Origin of the sequence: Domibacillus sp. PGB-M46, assembly GCF_022668875.1 — a bacterium.
GTDB lineage: Bacteria > Bacillota > Bacilli > Bacillales > Domibacillaceae > Domibacillus.
In genome coordinates, this window is the sequence record NZ_JAKGCR010000027.1 from 1 (window position 1) to 23,792 (window position 23,792).

Below are 23,792 nucleotides of genomic sequence, written 5' to 3' on the forward strand. Positions count from 1 at the left end.
TTTTGGCACTGGAGCGTTCAAGGAAAAAGAATGACTGAAAAAGCAGCGATTCATCCCCCACTTAGCAAGCTTGAAGTGGGGGTGTTCTCGCCAAAGATGATAAAATCATCTTAAAAACAATCGATTTTGAGCCTTACTTTAGACATAGAAAACAAAAAATGAAGTAGCTTATAATTGAGCTACTTCATCTTTCTCTCCACAATCTGTTTTTCCGCATAATAAATTAAACGAACATTATTAAACAGATTACAGGTTTCCACCGATTTGCGTGAGTTCCCTTGCCATAGAACCGTCTAAATCTTGGCTTTCAACAACTTTTAATTTATAAACCCTCGATTCATACGGTTTTAACATAGCCTTTTGGATATCTTCACTTTGTTTACTATCATAATTACTAATTAGTAACTCCTTTGAGCTATATGTTAAATTTCCCGGTAAGTCAAAGCATGCTTCTCTATCAGAAAGATTTGTCAGAACCAGTATTGTTTCATCTTTCAACGTTCTTGTGTAAGCATAAATTTGCTTATGTTTTTCCAGAAGAATATCATAAGTACCGTATATAAGTGTTGGGTTCTCCTTGCGCATTTGAATAAGTTTCTTATAGTAAAAATAAAGCGAATCTGGATCCTTTAATGCATTTTCGACATTAATCTGTTTATAGTTTGGATTAACCTTGAGCCACGGGCTTCCTGTCGTAAATCCGGCATTCCATTCCTGGTTCCACTGCATAGGCGTTCTTGAATTGTCTCGCCCGCTTCTCCAAATAGTTTCCATTATTTCATCGTGGGTTTTTCCGTTTTCTGTTTCAAGCTCATATAAATTTTTAATAGCAATGTCATTATAGTCTTCAATCGACTCAAACTGAACATTCGTCATCCCGATTTCTTGCCCCTGATAAATAAATGGCGTTCCTTTCATAAGGAGATACATTGTTGCAAGAGCTTTACCTGATTGATCCCAATATTCTGTATCATTTCCAAAAGTGGAAATAGAGCGGGGAATATCATGGTTTTCTAGAAATAATGCATTCCAACCGGATCCCTCAAGTCCTTTTTGCCAAGCAGTAAATGATTTCTTAAAAGCCGGGAGATCAATTTTATGGTCAACGCTTTTTCCCCAAAGTTCAAAAGCTCCAAATTGGAACACCATATTAAATTTCCCATTTTCTTCTCCCACCCACAAATCTGCGTCTTCCATAGTGACTCCATTCGCTTCACCTACGGTCATGACATCATACTTATCAAGTGTCTCCCGTTTGAATTCTTCTAGGAAAACATGAATTCCCTCCTGGTTCATATGAGCGTCAAATGAAGGAACATAACGTTTATTCTCCGGATTTGGCATATCAAGGAAACCAGGCAGTTTTTTAATATGAGAAATAGCATCAATGCGAAAGCCATCAATCCCTTTATCAAGCCACCAATTTACCATTGTATATAATTCTTGGCGCACCTTTGGATTTTCCCAATTTAAATCTGGCTGCCCGGTTGCAAAGATATGCATGTAATACTGTCCTGTTCTTTCATCGTATTCCCAAGCTGAACCGCCGAAAATGCTTTCCCAGTTATTAGGTTCCGAACCATCCTCTTTTGGGTCTGCCCATATGTAGTAATCCCGCTTTGGATTGTCTTTACTGGAACGGGATTCCGCAAACCACGCATGCTCATCTGACGTATGGTTAATGACAAGATCCATAATAATTTTCATTTCTCGCTTATGTGCCTCTTCCAAAAGCAAATCAAAATCCTCCATGGTTCCAAATTCATCCATGATGTCTTGATAATCAGAAATGTCGTATCCATTATCTTCATTTGGTGATTTGTAAATTGGACAAATCCAAATAACATCAATACCAAGATCTTTAAGATAATCCAGCTTTGAAATAATTCCTTGCAAATCGCCAATCCCATCCCCGTTGCTATCCATAAAACTTCGAGGATAAATTTGATAAACAACTGCTTCTTTCCACCATTTTTTTAATTCCATTTTTGTAACCCTCCTGTATTTTACCCTTTTACTGAACCGCTGGTAATTCCTTCAACATAGTATTTTTGCAGATAGATGAATAACAGAGTGATCGGGACAGCAATTAGGACACAGCCTGCTGTAAAAGCCATATATAAATGATCTGCGTTTTCCCTTGTCATCATCGAGAACAGGCCAATGGCAATCGTATATTTCTCTACATTGTCTCCCATGATTACTTTTGCAAAAATGAAATCCATCCAGGGAGCCATGAACGCCATCAGTGCCGTATACACAATAATTGGTTTCGACAGCGGCAATGTGATCTTCGTGAAAATCTCTGCTTTTGAAGCACCGTCAATCATGGCAGATTCATCAAGTGTTCTTGGAATCGTATCGAAAAACCCTTTTGCAATAAAGAAGTTAAGGGCAGCGCCTGCAGAATATACCAGGATAAGTGCAAACAGGCTCTGAGTCAGGTTGACAGCCTTCAGCAAATAATAAACAGCAATCATGCTCATGAAAGCAGGGAACATGGTAAGAACTAAGGAAACCTTCATAATCGGCTTTCGCATTTTGAACTGCAATCTAGATAATACATAGGCCATCGACACAGTCAAAATGGTGCTCAAAATACATGTGACAACAGAAACAATGAACGTATTTGTAAACCATTTAACGAATGGAAAGTTGCTGTTTCCATTGAATAGATAACGATAGTGCTCCAGCGTATACTCCTTCGGAATAATATACGGTACAAACATACCGCCTTCTCCCCGAAAAGAAGTTAACACAATCCAGATAATTGGAAAAACCCAGATCGCCGCTAAGAAAATGAGCAGTCCGTGAGAAAGGAAATTGCTTATTGTATCTTTTTTCACCCCAGGCCATCCTCCTTCTTAAAAGAATTAGATCGAGTATAAACAAACAAAGAAAACACAGCACTCAATACAAAGGTGATAATGCCGATTACAGAAGCGATATTATAATCAGCGGTTTCAATAGTGAGCTTATAGAGCCAGGTAACCAGCAGGTCTGTTTCACCAGCAGAATAATAGTTGCTGTTTACTGGGCCGCCCTCAGTTAATAAGTAGATTACGTTAAAGTTGTTGATATTTCCTACAAACTGCTGAATAAGGCTCGGAGTCATGACGAATAAGATTTGAGGGAATGTAATGCTCTTCAAGATCTGAAATCCATTCGCTCCGTCGATTTTGGCTGCTTCTATTTGGTCACTTGGCAAATTCATCAATATTCCTGTAGCGACCAGCATTGTGACCGGAATACCGATCCACATATTGATTGTAATAACGGACAATTTTGCGATTAACCCATCGGTTAAAAATGGAATCGGGGCTGAAATTAAGCCGATGTCTTCCAGGAAAACATTGACCGGGCCGGAAGCGTGCAATAAATTACGCATAATCAATAAAGATACGAATTGCGGTACAGCCATAGTCAGCACAAACAGGGTCCTGAAGACTGCCTTTCCTTTTATTCCTTTTTTATTAATCAAAAGAGCTAACAATACGCCAAAAATAAAGGATGTTGCTGTAGCCATAAAAGCCCAGGTTAAGGTCCACCCGAGTAATGGAAAGAAAGTGCCAGCCATCCTGCCAGTCAGGATATTAGAAAAGTTTGCAAAACCAACCCAATCAAACAAGTTTTTGGGAGGCAAGTGATTATGATCAAAGCTCGTAAAGGCGATACTAATCATGTAAATCAAAGGTATTACCGTAAAGACAAGGACACCGATTACCGGTATAGCCAATAAGGTAATATGAAACTTATCATCCAATAAGGATTTAACATCGTCTTTAAACGAAGGAATGGCCAGACCTTTTTTCTCAAGGTCTGAAATATATTGCATACTTTTAAAATGTGCATGATAGACACAAATGAACAGGATACATAGAGTAATCGCCACAATTCCATAGATGAGCATAAGCATGGAATTATCGCCCTTCGCCAAGACCTCGATCCCTAATTCCTCGTCCATAACCCAGCCCTGCTGGGCAGTCCCCAGGGTCAGCAGTCCACCTATTGCACTGAATCCTTGAAGAATCATAAATAAAATGAATCCAATCTCCGCCGATAAAAATAAACTTCCCTTGATGAGCTGCCCTTTCGAAAGATGCGAGGCACCCATGATAATAAAGGATAGATTCCTGACACCGCTTCCTTCCTTAAAAAAAGCAGAATATTGTTTTAAGGAAGATGAAATTGTAGAACCGATCTGACTCATTATTTACTCCCCCTCTCAATAATAGATCTATAAACGAATATTGGTTCCATACCGTTATTCGTTGTATGGAACCAATATTGAATTTATATTACTTGCCCGACGTATCTTCTACCAATTGATCCAACTTGGCCTTCATATTTTCTTTAGCAATCTTGCCATTGTACGCATCAATGATAAGAGCATCGGCTGGCGGCCAGAATGTAACCATTTCCGGAATTTTAGGCATTACCACAGAGTTCTCTGGTTTTGCCATTTGAATAACAGTTGTTGCTTGCTCGTTTGCTTTTACGTCAGCATTTTCCTGAACTTCCTTGGATGAAGGAGTATATCCTTTCTCTTTGAAGGTTTTTTCCTGAATCTCATTACTTGCTAGATAGTTTGCAAGCTTCATTGCTTCAAGCGGGTACTTTGTTGTTGCTTTTACCGAATACAACTTAACTCCCAGGAACGCTTTCAACTGAACCGGTCCATTGCCAAAATCAGCAGTAGGATAAACGGCAACCCCCAAGTTATCACCCAATATTTCTTTCAATTGATTGTATGACCAAGGCCCGCCGATAAGGGAATTTATTTTTCCGCTTTCCAGGGCACTGATTGAATCTGCGTTTACATGGACAACATTCTTGTTATTTTTCAAGTTAGAAATCCATTCCATCGCTTGAAGACCTTCTGGAGTATTAAAAGTAGATCCGTTTGCATCCTCGCCGTTATCTCCGTACAGTTTGACATTGTTGGCTAAAATGAAAGGTACTACCGTATAGTTTGCTCCTGCTTCTGACAAATTCAACCCAAGTTTCGCCTTTTTCGTAATCCCCTCAAAAGTTTTTACATCTTCTTCCGTTAATTTGCTCTTATCATAGTAGAGAAAGAGACTTTCAATTCCATACGGATATCCATATACCTCTCCTTTGTACGATGCCGCCTGTACTGCTGGTTCAATATTAGACTTTTTAATTTCATCAGCATATTTCGTATTCTTATATACCGTTCCTGATTCTACTAATTGTCCTAATTGATCATGTGGCATACTGAAAACATCTGCTGCTGCATCCGGATCTTTCTTTACAAATTCCTGTGCTTTCCCTGTATCTGACTCAACTACTTCAATTTCATATTTTTTATCTGGATTTTCCTTGATGAAGTTATCTACTACCGTTTTGTAATATTCGCCTGAATCAGGATCTACCCATACTTTTAAAGTTACTTTCTCATCATTTGGCTGGCCGCTTTGCTCACTGCTGGATTCATTTGAGCACCCAGCCATAGCCATTAGAGCACTCAGGCAAACAGTTAATAGGAAAATCAATTTCTTTTTCATTTTTCTTTCCTCCTGTTTTTTACTTTGCTTTCAACGTCTATACAAAACGTTTTAAACTATTAGAATATAGCCTCCAAAAAGTGATATTACCCTTATTAACTTTTATAAAGCAGTGCGCGTATGTCAGCGCTATCATCTCTGACTCCAAAACAATAAATTTAATCAACAAGGTGCATTCTTTGACTTGCGTAACCGGTTACGTAAATGTGCAAAAGACTTATGTTTATTAACGTAACCGGTTACGTAAAAGTCTAAAAAAAACTATAGACTATTTACACTTTGTCTCTCAACAACTCGATGTGAAACAATGTAATTCTTTTTTACTGCTTTGTTTGATTCAATCATCTCGAAAATCAAATTTGCAGCTTTTTCGGCCATCTCACTGTGTGATAGTGAAACTGATGTTAGCGGGGGATTCAAAAATTCACAAAACTTCACATTGTCCATGCCAATGACGGATATATCTTCAGGAACCTTTATGCCCAATTGATAAGCTGCAGATAAAACACCCATACCGATTTCATCATTTTCAGTGAAGATAGCTGTTAAACCAGGAACCTGTCCAATTAATTTTGTCAGGCCAGTTGCACCATCTTCACAAGAAAATCTGCCATATACAACATGATCTTCATTGGCCGAAAGCTTGTGATCTAAAAGAGCAGTCTTAAATCCTTCCACCCTAGGTAGATGATTACCTGCAACCCATTCTTCTTTATTGCCGCTTATCATTCCGACCTTTTTATGCCCTTGCTGAATTAAATATTTCGTTGCCATATAAGCTGCAGCGTAGTCATCTGCTGTGACAGAAGAGACCGGATACTCTGAATCAGTCGACAAAAGAACTATCGGAATTTTTGTTTTTTCAATGTAATCATAATACTCTTTTTGTAAAATTGTACTAGCTAAAATAATCCCATCTACTCGTTTTTCATGCAGTAGCTTGAGATACTTCATCGTTTTCGCACCTTTTGACTCGGTATGACAGACGATAATACTTGAGCCTGCTTTGTGAGCAACTGCCTCAATTTCATTTAAAAAGTTTGTAGTTAAGGAGCTTATTAAATCGGGTAACACAATTCCAATCGTGTGTGTTTTCTTATTGGTTAGGCTTCGCGCAACCGCATTCGGGTTATACTCTAACTCTTCAATAGCTTTAAGTACATGCCTTTTTGTTTTTTCGGAGTAACCACCCTGATCGTTCAACACCCTTGATACTGTTGCTTTCGATACATTTGCTCTCTCAGCCACATCCATTATTGTAACAGTCATAATATACCTTCTTTCTAACTAACTAACGAAACCGGTTACGTAAATCAGAATAACATGAAATGATAGCCCTTTCAATAATATCTTTTAAAAAAAATAAAATTTCAGAAAAAAACCAAAATAAAGCAGCTTTTAGTTAAGATACTTTATGTTTTTCTATTTTCTTATTGAATTAACCTGCCTCGCTAGTTTAACAAGAAAATTAACAATACTCTCTAACAAGGCTTTCTTCTAAGTCAGTTATCGAAAGGAGCCTTTTACTTAACAATTTCGCTCAAGTGCTGACTAATTATGCAGGTACACCTGTTAAGTAAAAAACTATTTGTTTTTCCATTTATCCATTAGTAAATATGAAAATGTTTATCAGCTAATACATGAAACCGCACTCCCTCAATTGTCATAAACTATACGAAATCTTCGTTATTGTACACACAAAGAGCAACTCTTAAACTGTGGGTTATTTGAAAGAACGGCAATACTAGTTCCGTCATAACCAATTCAAAAGATGCTTGTATCCTGATTTACTTTCGCTACGATTGTTTCTGTGATTTTTCCTTCCCAACCTCCTGTCCATTCTCATTGTTCCACACTAAACACATCTTTATTTGCTGACCATACAACGATTTCACCTGCTGTTCCTGCTGTAATGAACCAGGGGAACATTTCTTGGAATTGCTTTTCATTTTGAATCTCCGTAACTGCTATAGTTAGCTGTGGGCTTTGGAACAAGTATTTGTAATAAATATTTGCTCCCTCGCAATCACTTTCATACTCTTCTTTCTAGGAAGAAAGGATTTCAGAACAAAAGTAAATGGGATATGCTTTAATGTTTTTCATCCATAAACGCACGAAGTTTTTATCACACTCAGGAAGATAAAAGTCACTTATATCAAAAACATAACTTGCAGTTCCTTCAATAGCAACCGGAAAATAACCACCAGCATCGGGCTTATTAGTAAAATAATGTTTCGGAAGATAGGCTATTCCAACATCCACACGTATTCACCCTTTTATTAATGAATTATTTATTAAATCTTAATATACCATTATGCAGCAGGATTTGAATGTCATACTCGTTAGTTAGCATAGGATTATGTGGTATTATAAAAAGAATAAATTTTAGCTATATGACTGATTAGCAACCAGTCGTGATAAAGTTGATCATTGAAATAGACGGTATGTTTCATCAAGCTTTACTGACAGGTAAAAAGTGTTCTAAAACACAATTAAGAAAAATGTATTTTCAAGCCCAAGAATTAACTTATGAGATGGAAGACTTTCCACAAGTGTTTTGCAGACTACATCATTTTGACCAAGTACCTTATACAGAAGATATAACGGTTGATTTTGTAATGGACACTGATACAGACAGAATTTACTCACCTTTCTCTTAGGTCAACTGTTAACAGGTAAAAATGAATGCAACATAAATGATGTTATGTGATTTGGATGGTGTTTATTGTCGTGAATACTTTATTAATAGTTACAGGAATCATCTGTATAGTCATTTCATTGTTTATCTTTATACCAGCAATTAAGAAAGCTAATACTGCTAAGGAAAAATGGGGAGAAATTTTAGAATTTGTTTTAGACCCTTTCACTGGATTAACTGGAGTGTTTTACTTAGGGCTTTTGTTAATCTTTTTTGGCTTAGTGAGGATGTTTGAATTAATATAGAGTTTTTTTCGGATGCAACATAAAGGATTATGTTGCATTGGAAAAGCCCCGGCTGTCAAAGGCAGCCGGGGCTTTTAATATATAGTAAGGACAGACTGTTGATTAACTATATGTTAATTTAATCCACTATTCTTTTGAACGAAGATAGAGATAAACTTAGATAATCATTACATTTCTATTTGTTTGAAAGAAGGAATTATCAGCTAATGAAAAAGAAAAAAGTGTTACTCCGATGGGTTATTGTTCTGTCAGCATTATATACTTTAGGGCATATTCTATTTGGTTTTGATGAAACCCAATCAATAAGAGCCATTACTAGTTTAATTGGAGCAGCCCTCTTTGTAAGCATACTTCTCTATCTAAATTTAAAAGAGCAAGAAACAACCGGACAAAAGGATACTCCTTTAACTTTAGGGATGAGCAAAAGTTTATTTAAACTTGTAAGCATCTTCATTCTTCTCGGTATTGCTAAACACCTTTACTTTTTGCTTCACGGAGCAATCACCTACTTTACTTGGGAAAGTTTTGGGGCTGATTTTCTCGCTTTATTTATCTCTGTTGTTTGTTTTTTTATGTTTTTAAAAATTAAATAGAGGTTGAACAGTAATTTTTGAAAAAGTCCTCACCCAAATTTCTTAATCAACAGTTTTGGTCTGCTGCTGAATAAATCGGTATTGGTATTAATTTTCTGTATGTACGAAATGTTGATTGACTAGTATTTGTTTCAATACGATTTGATATAATTAGCAATTATGAGGAAGGAATGTTTTGTTTGAATCGTCAAGTAATAAAGGAAGCTGCTTTTACATTTTTCACCTATATGATTCTCGTTCTTTTTGCTTACCATGCAAGCCACATAAACTGGAATATTACACTTCTTAACAATCTAAACCCTTTAATTATGGTTCTAGGTCTACTATTGATTGACAGTTATCTTCGTCGGGGGCAGAAGATTTTAACCAAAAAGGCTTACTCTATACTATATGTTATCAGTGCGTTTGTAGGTCTTGCCATTTATTTTGGATTAACCTCATTTTGAATTTGTATGCAGGAGATTGATATCGTGTTTAAGATAATATTAAGAAATTATTTGATAGTTACACTTGTTTACTCGGTGGTAATGCTTTTCTTTTTTGAGGCTGACAAGGTTGACTATATTAGCGGGTGGAGCGCTTATACTCTTGGATACTTGATAGTCGCTTACCGTGAGATAAAAAAAGAGAAGAAAACAGAAAAGAAATGATAAATATGATTGATAGTACGGTTTTGACAATAATTGCTGTCTTTGCTTATGGTATTTTTTATTTTCTTTGGACCTCTCGAAACAAAGAAGCAGCCAGAAAAAGAAATGAAGAAATAAAAAAAGAATTTAAAGGCGAAGGAAAATACGGCATATTAGCGGTCTTTCTTTTGTTCGGACCTGCCCTCCTTTTCATAGCCATTCTTTGGTTGATAATAGAATGAATCGCATAAAAAGTTATTCAACAGTATAGGTCAACTGCCGCTTAATCTAGAATTAGTCCTGCTTATCTGTATGGACGAACTGTTAATTAAGGATTTAGGTTGTTATGTCTTTAATATTTTGGTTCTCCTAAACACTGGTGCAGACATATTATTAAAAGAAAAAGAGGATCAATTTTTTTTGGTCCTTCGCTTTATTTGTTCTTTAACTTAATTTTCATCGAAATACATATCTGCATAATACTCTATTTCTTTATCCTTCCGTATGATGGATGCCATTTCCTTGACCCCTTTAGAAGACAGTATCCCTACTTCATTGAAATGATTAGCATAATTGGCTGCCAACTGTTTAATCTCAAGAATTGGATTTTGAAGCAGAACGATCAGCTTTTGCTCAATAAAGGATTCATTTCCTTGCGTATTTTCATAAAGAAAGTTCAAAGCAAGAATAACCTCTTGTTCATTATTCGTTGATAAAGCTGTGTCAACTTCATCGAGAGTCAAATGTGTGATATCTGGTTCGAAATAAGCATCTTCAAGCTCGTCCTCTTTTTCTTCTTCAACGTATAATCCATTTAAGAATGTCTCAAAATTAGGCGCTAATTCAATAATCTGTCCAGAGTCCGCATCAATATATATAACAGGAGGCTCTTTTTTTGTATTCCGGTAATCAAATGCCACCCACGAATGTCCTTCTCCGGAGAATAAAACAATATTTGTGGGCAGCTCCCATTCTTTTATTAGATATTCGCTTTGTAGTATACCGTCTTCTTCACTCACGCCTAAAATATGGTCTATATGAATATGGCCCCCTGCCCAAGAGGTCGGGACACTGGAAGGAAATGCGTTATAGTGAATGTATCCGCCATTCTGTTCTTTAAGAAGATTAATATACGATTCAGGTAGCTTTACTTTAAGTTCTTCTTCTGCGTCTTCAACTGCTTTATCCGTTAAAGGTGGTAACTTATAATAATCATCATCTTGCCATATAGTTTTCAACATTGAACTATTCCTCCCAAAACGGATTAAACAGTTACTGCCATTTTAACGTTAGACTTTTATTTACTCAACAGTATCGGTCAGCTATTGACCAGTAAAATACATTGGAACGTAAATCTAATTATGTTTTAGTGGGATGAGGTGAAAAAAATGACTTGGAATGAATTCATAGATCTCCAAGAGCGAGTAGGTTGGGGAGAAGAATTCAGCTTTGATTATAAGGGAGAAGAGTACTGGATAAGCCAAAATACAGATGGATATTTTCTAACACGCTCTAAAGATTCAATGACGCAAGAATTTGATACCTCAGAAGCTCTTTTTGTTAAAGGAAAAATTAATGGAAAGTATCTTTCAGAAATTTACTCTGATATAGAATGGTAGCCAAACTTCTGAGATGTTTGATGCACAGTATGTACGGACTGTTTATTAACACATTCGCCGCCTCAAAAGTGATAATATATGGTATTGTCAAACGAAAGGAGTGATAATTTTGGAAAATTACAAACATTTGGTTGTGTTTATTGGTGTAATACTATTATTTGTTGCCGGTTGTTCAAATGAAATCAAATTAAGTGAAACTAAATCAAACACAACTAAAAATAGCGGAAAAGTAATTACAGTAGAAAAACATAGCATAAAAGAAGGTAATTATGAACCTTTCAGAGAAATCTCCGATGATGATGCAGTTCAAAAAATTGAGGACATACTTGCTAGCATTGCATGGGAGAACGCAGAAGTAAGTATGGCATCCCCTCCACATTCTAGATTCCATTTAGGAGAAAAAAATGAACAAGCTGAGACAAATAAGATAGTTTACTACCTGTGGGTTAGCCCAAGTAAAGAGAAAGTAGAACTTGTTATAGAGGGTGAAGGTAAATATGCTCAATTAAGCAAGGGTCAGTCAGCAGAACTATTTCAGACAATTACAGATAGAAAATTGTCTGACGTAAAATAAAAATAAAAGGAACATCAGAGGTTCCTTTTATTTTTATTTAATTACTGTTAGAGCGTTTTATTCAACAGTTTTGGTCAACTATTGATTTATCCATCTTCTTAGAAAAAGAACTTTACAAAATTTCACCCTAAAAAATCAGCCAACAAGAATTATGGCTGATTTTTATTGATGCACATAATAATTACGTTCATGTTGTATTGGAGGTTGAGCTTTTGATTCACTCTCTTGAACTAACGCCCCCGTTAGTTTAAGTACAATTCTTCACATTATAGTTTTTCTCTTTTTTTGTTTCTTGGACCTTTTGGTTACTAAGGACAAAACTAATAATTGCTGCAATACTACAAACATATGGCAGGAAAGGATAACCCCAATTAGATATGACATAACCACCAATAATTGAACCAATGGTAATACCAATATACAGAGCCGTATTATTCCACGCCATAACAATTCCTCGTTCCCTGGGATATTCGACTGTTAACCGTGCTTGGTATGATGTAAATCCTGCATACCCAACCAAAGCCCATATGAACAGAAAGAAATAAATCCAATCGCCAGATGAGAAGAATATTCCTAAACAAACGAGTATAAGGGTCAATAAAATTAGCGTAGCTTTAGAAATCTTCTTTTCTCCAAACCTGTCTGTGAATTGTCCACTTATAAGACTGCCTAAGACAGCACCAATACCATAAAAAGTAACCGCTAATGCGATTTCTGATGATGTGTATCTATTTTCGGAATAAAGAGCCGCACCTAAGTAAACATAAAGAGCATACATTGAAATCGCCCAAGTGGTGGTAACACTTACTGAACCAAGTATTCTTGGCAGATTTCCTTCTAATAGATTTTTTGTTGCATTCCTTTCAGGAACATATTTCCACGCTTTAAAATTTACTGCCGCCAATAAAGTCCCTATAATAGCCATTACAACAAATACTGAACGCCAACCAAGAAAATGCTCTAGTAACGTACCGATTGGTGCTCCTGCCCAAAGAGCTGTTAAATGTCCTGAAACAACAATAGAAAGCCAAGTTCCTCTCCGATTTGATGGTGCAATATCCCCGATAATGGCATAAATCAAAGGGGTGACTGCAGCAACGGCCAAACCAGCTAAAATACGACTAATGATTAACCAGGTAAAAGAAGGTGAAGAAGCAGTTAAGATATTAGAGAAGGAAAACAACAATAACCCAAATGTAATAAAAATCCCTCTTCCGTTTTTATCTGAAGCCCAACCAAAGAAAGGGGCTGCAATAGCATATGTTACAGCAAAAACAGTTACCATCCATCCTGTCATCGCTGAATTAACACTATACGCTTCCGAAATGAACGGCAGTAACGGAGATACTACAAATAAATCTGTCCCCATTAGAAACAAAGTTATCCAACCAACACTTAAACTGACTCTCCCTTCCAAGCCCATTACCTCCCCCATTTACAATTATTATTACATGTATATTTTTTAGAGTCATAATTGTTCAAGTAAATTTCTCCGTTTGTTCAATAAGAAAAGGAGGTGCCGCAGCTACCTCCGTTGTTAAGTTAAAGCACCCTTTAGTTTAAATAAGCAACACTCCGAAAATACAGGATTATTGTAGCATACTCTCCAACTTCCCCTTCACTAGCACCCATTCTTGGTCGATTACACTGTAAAATACAGAGTCTCTTAAATAACCGTCAGGCATAACCATATGATTCCGAAGCACTCCTTCTTTTACCGCACCCAGCCGTTCAATTGCCTGCTGGGACCGCACATTTCGATTATCTGTTTTCATCTGAACACGAATTGTCCCAAGTGTCTCAAAGCAGTGTTTCAAAAGAAGATACTTACATTCTGTATTTATTCTAGTTCGCCACACAGTTGGAGACAGCCATGTCCAACCAATTTCCAAGTTACGGTTTGGTGTGGATATATTAAGAAAACGAGTGCTTCCCACAATTTTCCCCGAATCCTTGTCGAAGATAACAAAAGGAAATTCGCTTTCTTGCTCTCTCGCTTGAAGTGCTCCATTCACAAGATACTTCATATCTTCAATCGATTGAACCTTCATTGGCATGTATGCCCATATATCTGGATTGTTTCCCGCATCAAATAATTCCTGTACGTGATAATCCTCCATAGGTTGTATCTTTACTCTATCTCCTATTAATACTACTGGTGTTATCTCCATAATTCTTCTCTCCTTTTTTTCTTTGGCATGATTATATAAACAAACTGTCCTGCATTAAAGTAACAGTTCTTTATTTTTTATAAGGTACAGATAAAAGAGGAAGCAGATACTACATGGTATTTGCAAGAAGAGAGTTCTTTTCGGTGCAACATATATGATGCAAGATCTCCACTGTCTTGGAGTGTCAGTGTAATACATTTCAATCAATCGACTATAACAAGAAGGATGACACGGAGAAGCCGGAATGATAACTAACCTCAGACCACGAGTCCCGGAGCAGCTTAGCAGGCCTCTGCCTTATGAATAGACCGAACGAAGGAATGTAAGCGCACTGACGCCAAGAGACATGGGAGGGTACATCATCATAAGCGCTGCAGAGATCCATAGTTCATCACAATACCGGAAGAAAAATACAATTATTTCCATTTGATTTAGCGAAGCGTACACCAACTTGGTAATAAAAATAATAAATTCAAAACTATGTTTATAAGTAAGTATAAAAATAATTTTCCCTTCATCACGAAGTGATGTAAGCCGTTAATACATCAATGTTTATAGAGGGAGGTTAGCTTAATAAGTCTTTCGCCTTCTGAGGTTTAAAAAGAACAATATAGTGAATAACCTAACATGGAATACTTTTCAGTCTGTAATGTCTACTTAGAAATTCTTAGAAAAAGACGGGGGAAATACTGAATGAATAAAACATTAACAGGGGCGTTCTGTTTATCTTTGGCAGCTAGTATATGGGGAGGGATGTTTGTAGTCAGCAAGTATGTTTTAGAGTATATTCCTCCCTTTACACTCATCTGGATACGTTATCTTATAGGATTTTTAGTGTTGTATACAATTTTGAAAGTTTCCCAGAAGAAAAGACAGTCTGTTAAAAAAGAACGGAAAGACTGGTCAATGTTTATATGGATAGGTTTTATTGGTTATTTTGTTTCTATATCTTGTCAGTTTATAGGGGTAAAGCTAGCAGATGCTCATACTGGTTCACTTATTACAGCCACTACTCCTGCCTTCACTCTGATTTTGGCAAGGCTGTTTTTAAAAGAAAAATTAACTGCACGAAATATAATCGCTCTTCTCCTAGCAACTTTTGGAGTCATCATTACGATAGAGTGGGATAATCAAATGGGTAATTACTTATGGGGTATTTTAGTCCTTGCAGGTGCAGCCGTCTCCTGGGCATTGTTATCTGTTTCTGTGAAAGAAGCTGCCCACAAGTTTTCTTCTGTAGAAATTACAACTTATGGAGTTTTCTTCGCTCTAATTATGACTACTCCCTTTGCCGTATGGGAACTTCAATCAAAAGAAATTCTTTTCCAGAACACAGCGGTTATTCTAGGTGTTATCTATTTGGGTGTTGTCTCAACTGCTGGTGCCTTTTTTTTATGGAATAAAGGAATGGAATTAATGGATGCAGGAACAGGTTCGCTCTTTTTCTTTTTCCAGCCAATTGTCGGGGCTTTTCTCGGGTGGTTATTATTAAATGAACATATAGGGATTAACTTTGTTATAGGTGGCTTCCTCATTCTAGTGGGAATATTCGTTATAACGAGCAAACCAAAAAATAATGCAGCAAGAGACTCGATATGAAAGTTTCTATATAATTGTATTTAAACTAACGGGGCTTTTATTCAATATCTAAAATTACCGATAAGTCGAAAACATGTAAATTTTTATTCATTTATTGCATATTTTCGGCTTTTCATATTCAAAAAACATACTATCATAAACAGCATTTTTTAATTGCTAAATACACCATCTACTAGGTATTATTGCCACATCTCCCGTTTGGAAGAATTTTAACTTGATGTATCAATTGCTTCAATTATCTTGATTGCAGGAAATAAACTAGATACTCGTTTGATAATAATAAAAAAATGCAATATTACCTCTTTTAATATTAAGTAATATCACATTTTAATTAACGGTTATTCATTTAAGGAATGATAATTCATATTTGTTAAAATCTTATTTACTTTATCAAGACGTTCCTTTGTTCTTTCTGGGTAATTGATCGCAATGGCGCTGATTAAATAATCGGCAACAAACATGGATGATACCGCTGAATTATGAAAAGCGATACTGCTTGAGTTACAAGGTAAAATTAAGTCGGAATGCTTCATAAGCGGTGACGAGTAGCTATCCGTAATAGAAATAACTTGTACCCCGTTCCCTTTTGCTGTTTCCGTAAAGTCAATAATCCTCCTTGCGTATCGAGGGAAACTTATGGCGATCACCAGATCGTTTGATGACATATTCACGATAGTATCCACCCAATCACTTACATCAGAGACGATCATTTGTGTATTCCCCAAAAGACGATTAAGTCCATGTGTTAAGTATTGGGCTACAGGCAGACCGCTTCTCACACTTGTGCAGATAATACGTTCGGCAGATACAATTTTCTCAATAGTCTCCTCAAGAATTTCAGGTGTTATTATATTCATGGTATCCTGAATGCTGCTGATCTGGCTTTCTGCATACCGCCCCCATAAATTATTCTCGCCCATCCCTTTTATATTAGCTTCAAGTCTTGTTTGCGGAGCAGCACGATTACGAAGTATCTCCTGGAGTCCCTTTTGAAATTCTGTGTACCCCGAATAACCGACACTAAAGGTTAGGCGCATAATCGTTGTTGTACTTGTACCGACAATGCCCGCCAATTGATCCACTGTCAAAAAAGCAACATCAAGCGGATGCTTAATAATATAGTCTGCTACTCTCTTTTGTGTTTCCGTCAGTTCTGAAATTTTTTCCTGTAGTTTAATAATTGGGTTTTCCATTTTATCTCTCCAAATAGACATCAGATGTCGTAATTTTTCCACCTATCACCTTTAAAAATAGTATCACCTTATTCTTTTTTTGTAAAAATTACTTTTTAAAATGAATAGAACCAGTCAAAATAATTATTCCGCATATATAGAATACACCAGACATTCCAATGAAACCTGAAACCGTACCTAGAGAAAGCGGTGCAATGATTTGAGTCAATTTGTTAAATGTCAGCCGCAATCCTAAACCTTCCGCTACACGGTTTTTAGGCAGTGCCATGATTGTAGCAAAGATTGAGAGCGGCTGTGCAATTCCAGTACAAAAGCCTAAAAGAAGAGAGAACATACTGAGCCATACAATATGATCTGCAACAGGATGTAAAAGATATGAAAGACCTGCCAAAAGGATCGAGAGAGTAATGACAACATCCCGTTTTAAATGTTGAGAAATCCATGGTAAAAAGCCTCGTATGAGCATGCCGGCACCTGCATTTAACGAGACAATAACACCAATAACAAAACCTGAGTGCCCATTTTCAGATGCAAGCAACGGAAAAAAAGCAATATATGTATCTTTTGAAAGCAGAACGATAGAACTGACCAGCACCGCCTTTCTCAAGTCAGGGATTCGAAGCAGGCCAAAAGCATTTCCCGTTCTTTTTCGGGATGATTTCTCGATTGATTGTTTACCGTCAAATACAAAAGACAATAGAAGCGTAAGGATTAGTAGAATGCCTAATAATAAAAATGCATAATTATAACTGAAAAAATCAGATGAAAAACCTGCTATTAATGGGCCAATAAAACTGCCCGCTGCTACAGCAATACTAAAAACCGAGATGTAGTACTCACGAAGTTTGCTTTTTGAAAACTGCCCTGAATATGCCTGCATCGACAATACAAATACTAACTGAGAAAGTCCAGAAAATATTTGTGACAGATAGACCCCTGCTATGTTGCCGAATAAAAACAGTATGATCAGAGACACGCTTCCTAACAGGATACTTGCTATCAAAGGTTTCTTAATGCCAACACGATCTATCACTTTTCCAAATGGAATAGACACAAAAAGCGGTAAAAAAGAGAACAAGGAAACTAAAATTCCAACTTCCATGTGACTGGCGCCCAGTTTATTGGCATATAAGGGAATGAGGGGTCTGCTGCCTGCGATACTGACCATATATAGAGCTGTACATGTAAAGAATATATACGAATGAAACTGCCTTCTTTTTTTCATTCTTTCCTGTCTCCTTTCTAACATACAGGAAAAAGAAAAAGCAGACGTATCCAGTTGGACTGTCTGCTTAAATCTATTTATCAGCGTACGTTTTCTACTTCCTCACTAAACTCATCTGAAGAGTATATATCAACTTCTTCCATTTTTTCTTTGGGGAAATACCCTAAAATAAAGCCAAGTACGCCGCCAATAGCGCTAATCGTAAAAGTTGGATTAGCGAAAATATCCCACGTTTTGATAACCATATCGCCATTTTGTAGAAGCAAACCACCCAATTGCCCTAAAACGAGGCATGTACCTCCTAATAAAAACAAGACGAGACACGTTTTAAATAAAGCAGCAATTATATTTCTCATCATTTTCGCTCCTTTCTTTTACATTGGAACTGGAAGAATGCCCATAGCTATTAAATAACCGATTAATAGAATTGGAAGAACATAATATACAACTAGCGGCATAAATGTTCTTTCAGCTTGCGCTCCTGCCAAAGATGCTGCAATAAAGATGGAACCGGACGCCGGCGGAGAAGCACCTTCTGTTGAAGCAAATACTAGAATTGCGACGACTGCAAGTAACGGGTCAACTCCGGCAGAAACCATCCCTGCAAAAGCAACCATTCCAATAGCCGTTAATGTAGCAGTTGAAGACAATGGTCCAGCTACAAGTGCGACGAGTAATCCAATAAGTAGTACCATTAGCCACTTAGAGATTGCTATTGATCCCATCAGGGTTGATAAATCTTCTGGAAGCCCTAAATCTGTTAATACTTGACTGGATGCGTATGCAAAGACAAGAAGGGCTCCAATTGTTGAAAAGCGAGGAATTGAATTGTTTAAAAACTGAGACCAGTCAGATTTGGTTTTAGGAAGGTGCGCCCAGCCGACCATAAAACTAATCATAATAATTAAAATGGGAATCCATGTAATAAGTGAAATGCTTTCAAGGGCGCCTTCTCCTATTGATGGATTTGCTGCAAAGCTCTCAGCAAGCGGCCCGATAGTTGCTACAATCGGAATTAAAGCACCTAAAAAAATTAAGGTTGATGTCCAGCCCGTACGCAAGGACTCTTTAAGGGGCTGTATAAAATCAGGCGAAATGGCTTTAATCTTGTCTCTCTTCACGAAATACACAATTAAAAAGATCCGATAAATCACTTGATAAACACCAGAAATAAATAGAGCAACGTACAAATCTCCTTCGGAAACTACTGCCGCAACCGGTGCGAAGCCAAGCATGATAAACATTGACGCGCTCGGAGGCAGTGCAGCACCAAGACCGCCATTACCTGCAACAATTGTCGCAGACAGTTCTTTGCTAAAATTAGACCTTACCATCCATGGGGCTGTTATAGACCCTGTTGTTGCTGTATTTCCTGAGTTCGAACCAGCAAGCGTGCCCATCACAGCTGATGCTATTGTATCAACATAAGCCGCTCCTCCAGGAAGGCGCCCGAGAAGGGAATTAAGAATTTTGATCAGGCTAGCAATAACTGCTGTTCTGTCAATTACGTAGGCCATAAATACAAAGGCTACTGAAGCATATAACACATCATTAGTGGCCGCAAAAACTAATCCGTTCCACATTAACTCTGGTGCTTGAGTACCGCCAAATAAAGCGGTTACAATAAACCCCGCAAGCATTGCTTCAGCAATATTTCGTTTTAACACAAGGTTGAAGAACACAATGATTCCGATAAATACAAGTAATGCCCAAATACCAATACCCATAAGGCACCTCTTTTCACATAATATTTATTACGGTATACGGCACCGGCATCGCCGGCAGCCGTAATCATTCGTCTAGGTATGCTTAGTTTGTTACTTTAAAAGCTTCAATTACTTGAAGCCAGTGTTCAGGTTTTTCACCCTTGAATTTATCTTTTAAATTTAAAGAAGCAAGCTTTTCAATTTTTTCTTTTGCTGCTTTTGACATAGAAGAGTCAATATTGACAGAATCAAGCATTGCAATGGTACCGCCAAGTTCTACCGATCGTCTAACTGCATGAAGAGCTGTTCCTGTAACAAGTCGATTCATGGTTTCCTCAAATGTACGGCCATTTATTGTTTCACTCAGTGAGTCAACTACAAGGGACTCAACATTGAACTCGTGTGCTGCTTCTAAGAGTTCGATGTACAGACCGACAACGCCTTTCATATAAATACTGCGAACTAGTTTAACGGCTGTTGCTTCTCCCGGCACATCACTTACTTTAGTGATGTTCATACCAAACGGCTGCATGATTTCCATAAAGGTATCCGTCCCATCACCGCTTGCTAAAATAGGGACTTCATGTTTATATACTGGAAGTGGACCCATCATTGCAGCGTCAACAAATTTTCCGCCTTTTTCTTGAATATTTTTAGCAATGTTCTTCTTTACATCGGGATTAGAGGCGGATACATCAATATATAAAATCCCCTTTTGTACACATGATTTTAATTGACTGCTTACTCCAAGTGCTTTATCAGCTGGTACCGCAACGATCACAGCATTTACCTGCTGCAAAACCTCTTCTGGTGTTTGAACAATTGTTACACCTGCAGCTGCTGCTCGATTTGATATCAATTCGCTGTATTCCGACACATTCCATAGTGGATCATACGCCGTCATTTTTTTAAGTCCTTGCTGTTTTAACCCTGAAGCCATTTCAAATGCAGCTTCTCCAAACCCAATAAATCCTAAATGCATGTTCTTTCTCCTTTCTCCTTAAAATCCAAATTCTTTTATCTTATCTTCTAACCATGGCGGTGCAATGCTGATTCCATCTGCATTTCCTTGTTTTCGTTTTTCTTCGTAATTCGCAATTGTCTGAAGACGCTGTTCTTCGTATTCAAATTTGTTTTCTGCTTTATGCAATGCTTCCTCAATTTTGTTCTTAGGAACGACAACGACACCGTCCTCATCCCCAATAACTAAATCTCCTGGATGAACAGCTACCCCGGCGCAGGAAATGGGAGTGTTAATAGCTCCAGGACCGTCTTTGAATGGCCCGTTTGGAATAAATCCTTTCGCGAAAATTGGAAGCCCAATTTCCCCTAACATTTCTTTATCTCTGACGAACCCATCAATGACAATTCCTTCAAGGCCAATTGCTTTGGCCGCTCCAGCCATTAATTCTCCAAGATACGCATTTTCAGTGTGGCCCTTACCATCTGCCACAAGAACATAGCCTTCACCGCCACAGTAAATACCCTGGTGCAGGAAAAGATTATCACCGGCTCTCAGGTCTACTGTTAAAGCAGTCCCAACTACTTTCATGCCAGGAGCTACTGGTTTTACCGTATAATGCATGGATCCAGTACATCCCAATGCATCTGAGATCAGTGTGGTATTCAGTTTTTTTGCGCGTTCGATTACTTTCGGTGATAAAAGCGGTGCTGTATAACTCAATTGCAAAATCCCCTTCCAAATCTTTTTAAATAACTGACAGCGGTTTCAAAATGTATCAAAAAAATAAGTACTGGTTTTGTAGTAAAAATAACTAACAAAATTAAATTTGTAATATTTATTACTACTTACAAGGACATCGTAACATCTATAACAGATAAAGTAAATATTTTTTCTGACATTTTGCTTTTCTATACTAAAAAAATTCAGTTTTCTTTTACTTAAATAAATCAGTTAATGATCTTTAGAGATTTATTGACGGATTAAAACTCGTCAGTTAATATCTAAAGATAATCAGTTGTAAAAGTAACTACCTTTTACATTTTGGTAATATTTATTACTTTACGGGTTCATAGTAACATCGTTCATTTCTTGTGTAAACACTTTTTGAAAACGCTTTAAAAATAGAGGGGGATGAAAATTGCTTAATGTTCAAAAAGAAGAACTTGAAAAGTGCGTGCTTGAAATCTTCCAGGCTGCTGGTTTGGATGAAGAACAAGCTAGTATTGTAGCACGTCATCTTGTGCTGGCGAATTTAAGAGGCATTGATTCCCACGGGGTCAGCAGGGTCGACATTTATACGAAACGGCTCGATCTTGGCATTATGAAAAAGAAAACAGAAATCAATGTAGTTAAAGAAACGTCATCCAGTATGCTGCTAGATGGTGGAGGTGGTGTCGGCATTGTCCTTGCAACAAAAGGGATGCAAATAGCGGTTGAAAAAGCCAAAACAACTGGAATTGCTATCGTTGGTATTAATCATTCATCTCATTGTGGAATGCTCGCGGATTATACAGCGTACGCAGCGCAAAATAATTGTATTGGGCTTGCTGTCACAAATGCGCCGTCCAGCATGGCACCTTGGGGCGGCAAAAAGGGATACTTTGGTACAAATCCTTTATCTTATGGAATTCCAGCTGGAAAAGAAATTGATATTGTATTTGATATGGCAACAAGCGTAGTAGCACGAGGCAAAATTACATTAGCCCGCCAAAATAATCAGGAAATTCCTATTGGCTGGGCGATTTCCAAAGAGGGATACCCTACCACTGATCCGATTGAGGCAGGAGAAGGTCTCGTTCTTCCTGTCGGCGGACCAAAAGGATATGGACTTGCTTTTTTTGTTGAAGTCTTATCAGGACTTTTAACAGGTGCGACGTTTGGCCCTTATATCTCAAGCCTTTATAAAGATTTAAATAAAAGTCAGAATATTGGCCAGTTTTTCCTTGCGATAAGAGCTGATTTATTTGAAGAATTGGCTTCTTTTAAAAAACGAATGGATCAAATGATTGAAGAAATTCGTAATATTCCACTTGCGCATGGATATGATCGAATTTACTTGCCGGGGGAGATTGAATATGAAAGATCAAAAAAACTAGCAGTAGAAGGTATTCCGCTATCTAAAAATGTTTTAGATGAACTTGCATCAGTCGTTGAGCGCTATGGATTAGAAATGCCTGTTTAACATTGTTTTTAAAGAAAAGGACCAAATTAAGCGCTCCAGCATTTCAGCAGCAGGAAAAGTACAGCAAAGGAGAAAGGCTTGTGCTTAAAAAAATGTCTGCGTGCCAGAAAAAAAATGCTCTAATTTAAAGAGAATTATGTAAGCCAAAAACCATCCTCCATCTATTTGTGAAATAGGTGACGCGATTGAGTTAAAGTCTTCTTCATCAGTAGAGGGCATCTTGATCGTTTAAAGGCGGCCTGTTTATACAATAAAACTAAGGCGTTTCTTTTAAAAAGAAACGCCTTAGCTTTACAATCGTTTTATTTATTCGTCAGGTCCGCTAGTCAGAATATCACCCAGTACATGAATCGCTTTTTCTTCATCATGGCCATTTGTAATGAGCATTACGCTATCCCCACGACGGATCGCTGAGGCCATGATGCCCATAATGCTTTTCGCTGCTACCCTTTTTTCATTCTTTATCAGCAAAATGTCACTATTGAAGGATGAAGCTTTCTGGACAAAATAGGATGCCACTCTTGATTCGAGCCCGGGGTCCAGTCCAACTACAATTTGTTTTTGAAGCATAGTCATCTTACCTTTCTGCATTCACCAAGTGTCTGGACGCTCTCTTTTTAAGCAACAAGAAAATATACTTATTTAAATGATAATTTGAAGGTTTACAATTGTTCTATCTGCTTTTCACTTTACTAGTTCCACTAGTAAATCTTCAGCACTGATGGTTCACTATTCCGATTATCCTGATTATGGATACTTTTTACCCTTTTATCAAATGGTGCCTGTACAGTTGTCTCTATTTTCATTGACCTGATAATCCCGAGATGATCCCTGGTTTTACTTTGTCGCCTTTTTCAGGGATGGCT

Annotated in this window: 23 protein-coding genes and 2 pseudogenes; 9 read left to right on the top strand and 16 right to left on the bottom strand. The window is 37.4% G+C overall.

The genetic code is table 11. From position 1 onward, the window contains the following. Nucleotides 1-246 precede the first annotated feature (246 nt). The 6 genes from L2D08_RS20265 to L2D08_RS20290 all read right to left on the bottom strand — a co-directional run bounded on the left by L2D08_RS20265 (nt 247) and on the right by L2D08_RS20290 (nt 7,790). A complete protein-coding gene (locus tag L2D08_RS20265) occupies nt 247-1,986 on the bottom strand; it encodes a glycoside hydrolase family 13 protein (protein ID WP_304653942.1) in 1,740 nt (579 codons plus the stop codon). 20 nt (nt 1,987-2,006) lie between these two features. Next, the gene (locus tag L2D08_RS20270; RefSeq protein WP_242236616.1) at nt 2,007-2,846 is read right to left on the bottom strand and encodes a sugar ABC transporter permease; all 840 of its coding nucleotides are present in this window, start codon (nt 2,844-2,846) and stop codon (nt 2,007-2,009) included. Beyond that, nucleotides 2,843-4,210 carry a carbohydrate ABC transporter permease gene (locus tag L2D08_RS20275; RefSeq protein ID WP_242236617.1) on the bottom strand — a complete coding sequence of 456 codons (1,368 nt, stop codon included), beginning with the start codon at nt 4,208-4,210 and terminating at the stop codon, nt 2,843-2,845. Before L2D08_RS20275 ends, L2D08_RS20270 begins: the two co-directional genes overlap by 4 nt. A gap of 88 nt (nt 4,211-4,298) precedes the next feature. Next, nucleotides 4,299-5,528: an extracellular solute-binding protein gene (locus L2D08_RS20280; RefSeq protein ID WP_242236619.1), complete on the bottom strand. Its 1,230-nt coding sequence runs from the start codon at nt 5,526-5,528 to the stop codon at nt 4,299-4,301. 261 nt (nt 5,529-5,789) lie between these two features. Continuing rightward, a complete protein-coding gene (locus L2D08_RS20285; protein ID WP_242236621.1) occupies nt 5,790-6,797 on the bottom strand; it encodes a LacI family DNA-binding transcriptional regulator in 1,008 nt (335 codons plus the stop codon). A gap of 777 nt (nt 6,798-7,574) precedes the next feature. Beyond that, nucleotides 7,575-7,790 carry a hypothetical protein gene (locus L2D08_RS20290; RefSeq protein ID WP_242236623.1) on the bottom strand — a complete coding sequence of 72 codons (216 nt, stop codon included), beginning with the start codon at nt 7,788-7,790 and terminating at the stop codon, nt 7,575-7,577. A gap of 468 nt (nt 7,791-8,258) precedes the next feature. Between L2D08_RS20290 and L2D08_RS20295 the strand changes: the two genes are divergently transcribed. The 4 genes from L2D08_RS20295 (at nt 8,259) to L2D08_RS20310 (ending at nt 9,935) form a co-directional block, all read left to right on the top strand. After that, nucleotides 8,259-8,471, top strand: coding sequence for a hypothetical protein (locus L2D08_RS20295; RefSeq protein ID WP_242236625.1), 213 nt, complete (start codon nt 8,259-8,261; stop codon nt 8,469-8,471). Nucleotides 8,472-8,677: 206 nt separating this feature from the next. Then, a complete protein-coding gene (locus tag L2D08_RS20300) occupies nt 8,678-9,064 on the top strand; it encodes a hypothetical protein (RefSeq protein ID WP_242236626.1) in 387 nt (128 codons plus the stop codon). A 470-nt stretch (nt 9,065-9,534) separates the two neighbouring features. Continuing rightward, nucleotides 9,535-9,714, top strand: a complete 180-nt coding sequence (locus L2D08_RS20305) for a hypothetical protein (protein ID WP_242236629.1) — start codon at nt 9,535-9,537, stop codon at nt 9,712-9,714. 5 nt (nt 9,715-9,719) lie between these two features. Beyond that, entirely contained in the window at nt 9,720-9,935 is a 216-nt protein-coding gene (locus L2D08_RS20310) for a hypothetical protein (RefSeq protein ID WP_242236631.1), read from the top strand. Nucleotides 9,936-10,475: 540 nt separating this feature from the next. On the opposite strand, the pseudogene L2D08_RS24385 reads toward L2D08_RS20310, so the two are convergent. Beyond that, nucleotides 10,476-10,934, bottom strand: a pseudogene (locus L2D08_RS24385) (SMI1/KNR4 family protein); the annotation flags it as partial. A gap of 147 nt (nt 10,935-11,081) precedes the next feature. On the opposite strand from L2D08_RS24385, the gene L2D08_RS20320 reads away from it, so the two are divergent. Continuing rightward, on the top strand, nt 11,082-11,312 hold the full coding sequence (locus tag L2D08_RS20320; protein WP_242236635.1) for a hypothetical protein: 231 nt from the start codon (nt 11,082-11,084) through the stop codon (nt 11,310-11,312). Nucleotides 11,313-11,421: 109 nt separating this feature from the next. Continuing rightward, nucleotides 11,422-11,886: a YhfM domain-containing protein gene (locus L2D08_RS20325; RefSeq protein WP_242236637.1), complete on the top strand. Its 465-nt coding sequence runs from the start codon at nt 11,422-11,424 to the stop codon at nt 11,884-11,886. A gap of 247 nt (nt 11,887-12,133) precedes the next feature. Here L2D08_RS20325 and L2D08_RS20330 read toward each other — a convergent pair whose 3' ends face one another. Continuing rightward, nucleotides 12,134-13,303, bottom strand: coding sequence for an MFS transporter (locus L2D08_RS20330; RefSeq protein WP_375337623.1), 1,170 nt, complete (start codon nt 13,301-13,303; stop codon nt 12,134-12,136). Between the two features lie 172 nt (nt 13,304-13,475). Beyond that, nucleotides 13,476-14,057 carry a GNAT family N-acetyltransferase gene (locus L2D08_RS20335; RefSeq protein WP_242236641.1) on the bottom strand — a complete coding sequence of 194 codons (582 nt, stop codon included), beginning with the start codon at nt 14,055-14,057 and terminating at the stop codon, nt 13,476-13,478. Between the two features lie 693 nt (nt 14,058-14,750). Between L2D08_RS20335 and L2D08_RS20340 the strand changes: the two genes are divergently transcribed. Continuing rightward, entirely contained in the window at nt 14,751-15,656 is a 906-nt protein-coding gene (locus tag L2D08_RS20340) for a DMT family transporter (RefSeq protein ID WP_242236643.1), read from the top strand. A 338-nt stretch (nt 15,657-15,994) separates the two neighbouring features. Here the strand turns inward: L2D08_RS20340 and L2D08_RS20345 are convergent, their stop codons facing one another. The 6 genes from L2D08_RS20345 to L2D08_RS20370 form a co-directional block, all read right to left on the bottom strand. Then, a complete protein-coding gene (locus L2D08_RS20345; RefSeq protein WP_242236645.1) occupies nt 15,995-16,849 on the bottom strand; it encodes a MurR/RpiR family transcriptional regulator in 855 nt (284 codons plus the stop codon). Between the two features lie 88 nt (nt 16,850-16,937). Beyond that, nucleotides 16,938-18,074, bottom strand: coding sequence for an MFS transporter (locus L2D08_RS20350; protein WP_242236647.1), 1,137 nt, complete (start codon nt 18,072-18,074; stop codon nt 16,938-16,940). An 80-nt stretch (nt 18,075-18,154) separates the two neighbouring features. Next, nucleotides 18,155-18,430: a hypothetical protein gene (locus L2D08_RS20355; protein ID WP_242236649.1), complete on the bottom strand. Its 276-nt coding sequence runs from the start codon at nt 18,428-18,430 to the stop codon at nt 18,155-18,157. A gap of 18 nt (nt 18,431-18,448) precedes the next feature. Continuing rightward, complete coding sequence (locus L2D08_RS20360; protein WP_242236651.1) at nt 18,449-19,801, bottom strand: TRAP transporter large permease subunit; 1,353 nt, start codon at nt 19,799-19,801, stop codon at nt 18,449-18,451. 82 nt (nt 19,802-19,883) lie between these two features. Further along, nucleotides 19,884-20,762, bottom strand: coding sequence for an NAD(P)-binding domain-containing protein (locus tag L2D08_RS20365; RefSeq protein WP_242236653.1), 879 nt, complete (start codon nt 20,760-20,762; stop codon nt 19,884-19,886). A gap of 18 nt (nt 20,763-20,780) precedes the next feature. Beyond that, nucleotides 20,781-21,464: an RraA family protein gene (locus L2D08_RS20370; RefSeq protein WP_242236655.1), complete on the bottom strand. Its 684-nt coding sequence runs from the start codon at nt 21,462-21,464 to the stop codon at nt 20,781-20,783. Between the two features lie 418 nt (nt 21,465-21,882). Here L2D08_RS20370 and L2D08_RS20375 point away from each other — a divergent pair, with 418 nt between their 5' ends. Beyond that, complete coding sequence (locus L2D08_RS20375) at nt 21,883-22,926, top strand: Ldh family oxidoreductase (protein ID WP_242236656.1); 1,044 nt, start codon at nt 21,883-21,885, stop codon at nt 22,924-22,926. 157 nt (nt 22,927-23,083) lie between these two features. After that, nucleotides 23,084-23,158 (top strand): annotated as a pseudogene (locus tag L2D08_RS24595) (hypothetical protein); the annotation flags it as partial. Between the two features lie 74 nt (nt 23,159-23,232). On the opposite strand, the gene L2D08_RS20380 reads toward L2D08_RS24595, so the two are convergent. Beyond that, the gene (locus L2D08_RS20380; protein ID WP_309241435.1) at nt 23,233-23,502 is read right to left on the bottom strand and encodes an HPr family phosphocarrier protein; all 270 of its coding nucleotides are present in this window, start codon (nt 23,500-23,502) and stop codon (nt 23,233-23,235) included. Between the last annotated feature and the right edge of the window lie 290 nt (nt 23,503-23,792).

What these genes read in the sequence shown, in the direction of transcription:
- L2D08_RS20265 (WP_304653942.1), bottom strand. Translation starts at nt 1,986, where the DNA reads ATGGAATTAAAAAAATGGTGGAAAGAAGCAGTTGTTTATCAAATTTAT.
- L2D08_RS20275 (WP_242236617.1), bottom strand. Translation starts at nt 4,210, where the DNA reads ATGAGTCAGATCGGTTCTACAATTTCATCTTCCTTAAAACAATATTCT.
- L2D08_RS20280 (WP_242236619.1), bottom strand. Translation starts at nt 5,528, where the DNA reads ATGAAAAAGAAATTGATTTTCCTATTAACTGTTTGCCTGAGTGCTCTA.
- L2D08_RS20285 (WP_242236621.1), bottom strand. Translation starts at nt 6,797, where the DNA reads ATGACTGTTACAATAATGGATGTGGCTGAGAGAGCAAATGTATCGAAA.
- L2D08_RS20300 (WP_242236626.1), top strand. Translation starts at nt 8,678, where the DNA reads ATGAAAAAGAAAAAAGTGTTACTCCGATGGGTTATTGTTCTGTCAGCA.
- L2D08_RS20310 (WP_242236631.1), top strand. Translation starts at nt 9,720, where the DNA reads ATGATTGATAGTACGGTTTTGACAATAATTGCTGTCTTTGCTTATGGT.
- L2D08_RS20320 (WP_242236635.1), top strand. Translation starts at nt 11,082, where the DNA reads ATGACTTGGAATGAATTCATAGATCTCCAAGAGCGAGTAGGTTGGGGA.
- L2D08_RS20335 (WP_242236641.1), bottom strand. Translation starts at nt 14,057, where the DNA reads ATGGAGATAACACCAGTAGTATTAATAGGAGATAGAGTAAAGATACAA.
- L2D08_RS20340 (WP_242236643.1), top strand. Translation starts at nt 14,751, where the DNA reads ATGAATAAAACATTAACAGGGGCGTTCTGTTTATCTTTGGCAGCTAGT.
- L2D08_RS20345 (WP_242236645.1), bottom strand. Translation starts at nt 16,849, where the DNA reads ATGGAAAACCCAATTATTAAACTACAGGAAAAAATTTCAGAACTGACG.
- L2D08_RS20350 (WP_242236647.1), bottom strand. Translation starts at nt 18,074, where the DNA reads ATGAAAAAAAGAAGGCAGTTTCATTCGTATATATTCTTTACATGTACA.
- L2D08_RS20355 (WP_242236649.1), bottom strand. Translation starts at nt 18,430, where the DNA reads ATGAGAAATATAATTGCTGCTTTATTTAAAACGTGTCTCGTCTTGTTT.
- L2D08_RS20360 (WP_242236651.1), bottom strand. Translation starts at nt 19,801, where the DNA reads ATGGGTATTGGTATTTGGGCATTACTTGTATTTATCGGAATCATTGTG.
- L2D08_RS20365 (WP_242236653.1), bottom strand. Translation starts at nt 20,762, where the DNA reads ATGCATTTAGGATTTATTGGGTTTGGAGAAGCTGCATTTGAAATGGCT.
- L2D08_RS20380 (WP_309241435.1), bottom strand. Translation starts at nt 23,502, where the DNA reads ATGACTATGCTTCAAAAACAAATTGTAGTTGGACTGGACCCCGGGCTC.